Origin of the sequence: Prosthecobacter sp. (assembly GCF_049294395.1) — a bacterium.
Lineage (GTDB): Bacteria > Verrucomicrobiota > Verrucomicrobiia > Verrucomicrobiales > Verrucomicrobiaceae > Prosthecobacter.
The window spans coordinates 1-4,370 of sequence record NZ_JBAQCR010000189.1; the positions used below are offsets into that span (position 1 = coordinate 1).

4 protein-coding genes are annotated in these 4,370 nt (G+C 60.7%); 3 read left to right on the forward strand and 1 reads right to left on the reverse strand.

Features of this window, described 5'->3' with window-relative positions:
• A partial coding sequence (locus tag WAW39_RS12320) for a response regulator (RefSeq protein ID WP_422319207.1) occupies positions 1 to 331 on the reverse strand: 331 nt, incomplete at its 3' end.
• A gap of 342 nt (positions 332 to 673) precedes the next feature.
• On the opposite strand from WAW39_RS12320, the gene WAW39_RS12325 reads away from it, so the two are divergent.
• The 3 genes from WAW39_RS12325 to WAW39_RS12335 are packed head-to-tail and all read left to right on the forward strand — an operon-like array spanning position 674 to position 4,357.
• Entirely contained in the window at positions 674 to 1,390 is a 717-nt protein-coding gene (locus WAW39_RS12325) for a cytochrome b/b6 domain-containing protein (RefSeq protein ID WP_422319209.1), read from the forward strand.
• A 16-nt stretch (positions 1,391 to 1,406) separates the two neighbouring features.
• A complete protein-coding gene (locus WAW39_RS12330; protein ID WP_422319211.1) occupies positions 1,407 to 3,869 on the forward strand; it encodes an InlB B-repeat-containing protein in 2,463 nt (820 codons plus the stop codon).
• Complete coding sequence (locus tag WAW39_RS12335) at positions 3,866 to 4,357, forward strand: hypothetical protein (protein WP_422319213.1); 492 nt, start codon at positions 3,866 to 3,868, stop codon at positions 4,355 to 4,357. Before WAW39_RS12330 ends, WAW39_RS12335 begins: the two co-directional genes overlap by 4 nt.
• Positions 4,358 to 4,370 lie beyond the last annotated feature (13 nt).

The window sequence follows — 4,370 nt, forward strand, 5'->3', positions numbered from 1 at the left end:
GTGCGAGCAATTCCTCCATGGCGAAGGGTTTGGTCACGTAATCATCTCCGCCGGCTTTGAGGCCGCGCACGCGATCGGTGACGTTGTCACGGGCGGTGAGAAAGAGTACTGGGAGGCCGAACCCGCGTGCGCGCATTTGTTCGACGACAGCGAAGCCATCCATGTCTGGGAGGCCGACATCGAGGATCACCGCGTCAAAGGACTCCGTGCCCAGCGCGATGAGCGCCGCACCGCCTTTTTCCCGCCAGATGCATGAATGCCCTGCCTCGCTCAGCCATAGGCTGGTCTGGCGGGCAAGTTTGGTGTCATCTTCGACGAGGAGCAGGTGCATGTGGGCGGTGGCGCTGAGTTTGCACAGGAGTTGCGGCCGCAACACTCGATTCCATCACCATTACCAAATGATAACGTGTCTGGCCCCGATAACCGTGGCGGAATGAGGGGTGAATAACGCATCCTGCATTCATGGCGGCTTGATCCCCTGGCACCCAGTGATTTTGGAGTTCCGCACGGGCATATACCTCCGCACTCACCAGCATTTCGGTGGGGCACGTCGTTCGGGTAACACCCCATGGTCAAGTGCGTGGGAAATGGCTGCGCAAAAAAATGGCCTGTATCAGATGCGGCATGCTGCCGACGCTGATGCTCGGGCCACCAACCCAGAAATCCAACTGCTATGAACAAAATCCTCGTCTGGGACATCCCTGCCCGCCTCTTTCACTGGGCCTTTGCTGGCTCACTCACCGCTGCCATCGCCATCGGCTTCCTTGTCGATGATGATGCGCCGCTGTTTCAACTGCACATGCTGTTCGGCATCGTCGCGTTGTTCCTGCTCGCCGTGCGTGTGGTGATGGGAATCGTCGGCTCACGCTATTCGCGGTTTTCGAGTTACCCGGTGCATCCGCGCGAAGTCGCCAGCTACATGATCAGCGCCGCTGTTTCGAAGACGAAACTTTACGCGGGAAACAATCCGGGATCGGCGACGGCAGCCGTGCTGATGTTCCTGCTCGTTCCTGCCTTGTTCATCTCGGGCATCGGCTACGGCGGTGAGGCGATCGAAGAACTGCACGAAGCCTTTGCGTGGGCCTTGCTGGTGGTCATCGTGATGCATCTGGCTGGGCTGGCGTGGCATACGATTCGGCATCGGGAGAACATCTCGCCAGCGATGGTCACGGGAAAAAAATCGGGCAAGGCGGAGGATGCCATTTCATCCAGTCATGCGGTCTGGGGCGTGATCATCGCCATCGTGGCCGGTGTGTGGATCGCGGCGCTCTTTGCCGGGCACAATGCCAGCACGGCCACGGTCAAACTGCCGGGCCTCGGAGTGACTTTGCAGCTCGGTGAAAACGAGGGCGGCAAAGGCAAGCAAGGCCGCGAGCGCGACGACGACTGAAATTATGACTGAAATTATGAAACGCTTCCTCACATTCTTGCTGTTCCTGACATCGCTCGTCGCGCAGGCGGGCGTGGTGTTTGAGCAGCCGCATGATGGCAGCGGGCCGCTGCTGACATCATCGCGCTATCAGCCGAATGGAACGGACTACGACCAGTTTGTGTGGGACTCGTTCAGCGTGCCGACGGCGCAGGCGGTGACGGAGATTCGCTGGCGCGGCGGTTACGATCCGCAGATGGCTTATTGGGGTGGAAACATCGTGAACTTCCGCGTGTCGATCTATGAATCCACGCCGGGCCTGTCGCAGCCGCATCTGGGTCCGGGTTATCCAGGCACGCCTGCGACGCTGGTGGCCTATGACACGGGAAACAAGGCGGGGGAGACGAGCGCGGGCGTGTTTGGCGGTGTGTCGATGTATGATTACCACTTCGTTTTGCCCACGGTGTTTCAGGCGCAGGCGGGAAAGCTCTACTGGGTGCAGATCGAGGCCGAGTTCACGGCTGGTCTGCCGTATTGGGGCTTTGCGGGTGGCACGGGCAATGGCTCGCACTTCCGGCGTATCGCCGGGCAGGCGGACTATTATTTTCAGTATGCGCCGGGCGATGCGGCGTTCAGCATCATTACCAGTGATGGGCCGACATACAGCATCGCGGCGACTGAATCACCCATCGGCAGCGGCACGATCACGAATGCGGGCCTGTATCCGCAAAACTCTGCCGCACCGCTCATCGCCACGCCGAACGCGGGCTTCGCCTTTGTGAACTGGACGGAGAATGGCAACGTGGTCAGCACGAATCCGAACTACACCTTCACCGTGACGGGAAACCGCACGCTGGTGGCCAACTTCGCCACGGGCTCGCTCATCACGACGACATCATCGCCGCTCACGGGTGGGACGACAGATGGCGGCGGCAGCTTTGCGAATGGCAGCAGCGTCACCGTTCAGGCGGTGGCTTCCACGAACTACAACTTCGTCAACTGGACCGAAAATGGAGTGCCCGTGAGTGCGAGCGGGAGCTACACCTTCACCGCCACCGGAGATCGCGATCTCGTCGCCAACTTCACTTCATCCGCCAGCAACCCCGGCATCGTTTTCTCACAGCCGACGACGACTTCCGGCACGCTGCTACTCTCCTCCTACATGCTGCCAGATGGGAACATCGATGGCATGGAATATCGCTTTGAAAAGTTCACACTCGCCACCACCACGGGCATCTCTCATCTGCGCTGGCGCGGCGGTTACGTTGGCAACAATCAGGCGGGCAATCCGGTGGTGGAGTTCATCATCAAAATCTACGGATCCACCGCGAATGGATTTTATCCCGACATCGCCAATCCCGTTCTGAAAAAATACACCATCACTGGCAACGCCAGCGAGACAGCAGCAGGTCTGTTCGGCGGCGTGCAGATGTTTGATTACTCGGTCACGCTGCCCACGTCCTTCGTTGCCACGGCAGGCACTGGCTACTGGATTCAAATTGAAGCCTCGCAATACGGCTATCCGCTCACCTGGGGGCATGCGACCGGCGCTGGCGGCGACAACGGGCACTATCGCCGCATGGGCAACAGCTACTACGGCGGCGCGGGCGACCTCGCGCTCACGCTTTCGGCGGATGTGCCCACCAGCTACGCCATCGCCGCCACGTCGTCTTCAGTGAATGGCGGCAGTGTCAGCGGTGCGGGCACCTTCGCACTCGATGCCGTCGTAAATCTCTCCGCCACGGCCAAAACGGGCTACGCCTTTGTGAACTGGACCGAAGGCGGCACCGTCGTGAGTTCGTCTGCGCTGTATTCGTTTCCTGCCGCGGAGAATCGCACGCTCGTCGCGAATTTTCAGCCGACCTATCAACTCGTGCTGACGAGTTCATCACTGACGATGGGCACCGTTGCAGGCGCGGGCACCCACCTCATCGGCAGCAGCGTCACCGCCACCGCGACGGCCAAGCCGGGCTATGTTTTCCTCAATTGGACCGAGGCTGGCAACATCGTCAGCACCACGCCTGCCTACACCTTCACGCTGCTGACTCAGCGCACATTGCTGGCAAATTTTGCCGCCGGATTCACCGTCACTACGACTCCGTCTTTCGCACCCGGCGGCAGCGTGAGCGGAGGCGGCGGCTACGCCACGAACGGTGTGGTCACGCTGCTCGCCACACCTGCCTCGGGCTATCAATTCACCGGCTGGACCGAAGGAGTCATCGTCGTGAGCGCCAGCAACAGCTTGTCCTTCAACGCGACCTCGAACCGCGCACTCATCGCGAACTTCGTGCCCATCGTCGGCATCACGAACGCCACGCCGGGCTCCATCGTCTTTGCATGGCCTGATTCGGCCACCGGATGGGTTTTGCAGGAAAGCACCGACCTCGGTGCCGCGAGCTGGACGGCCTCGACGCTGCCCGTGACCACCAGCGGCGGGCAAAACCAAGTCTCCATCCCGAATCCCACTGGCAGCCGTTTTTTCCGGCTCTCCCATCCATGAAAACATTCGTCTCCCTCCTCGCATTCATCCTGACTTCCATCGGCCCCCAGGCGGCGGAGATTTACAGCCAGCCATCAGCGGCGGGCAACACGGGCTTCCTTTCCTCCACCGAGGTCAATGGCGGCAGCAATCTGGAGTCGTTTGTGATCGAGTCGTTCACCCCGGCGACGACGCAAACGCTGCGCGAGATCCAATGGCGCGGCACGCGCACGGTCTCGGTGCCGGTGGATTTCAAAATCAGCATCAGCCCCAGCACCGTGTGGCACACGAACAACGCCGCCAGCGAGACGCCCACCGGCACACCCGGTGTCTATGATTACAAGTTCACGCTGCCAGCGGGCCTGGTGCTCACGGGCGATGCTGCTGAGGTTTTACCGCATGGCCCAACCGGCCACGGTGATGCAGAGGGCGGTACTGATGGCCATGAGCACTGCCAGCAGCAGACCCAGCCGCCAGGTGGACGGCATGCGCTCAGGGAACAGTTTTGATAACATAGCCTTT

Coding starts and splice junctions, on each gene's coding strand:
- WAW39_RS12325 (WP_422319209.1), top strand. CDS start 674: ATGAACAAAATCCTCGTCTGGGACATCCCTGCCCGCCTCTTTCACTGG.
- WAW39_RS12335 (WP_422319213.1), top strand. CDS start 3,866: ATGAAAACATTCGTCTCCCTCCTCGCATTCATCCTGACTTCCATCGGC.
- WAW39_RS12330 (WP_422319211.1), top strand. CDS start 1,407: ATGAAACGCTTCCTCACATTCTTGCTGTTCCTGACATCGCTCGTCGCG.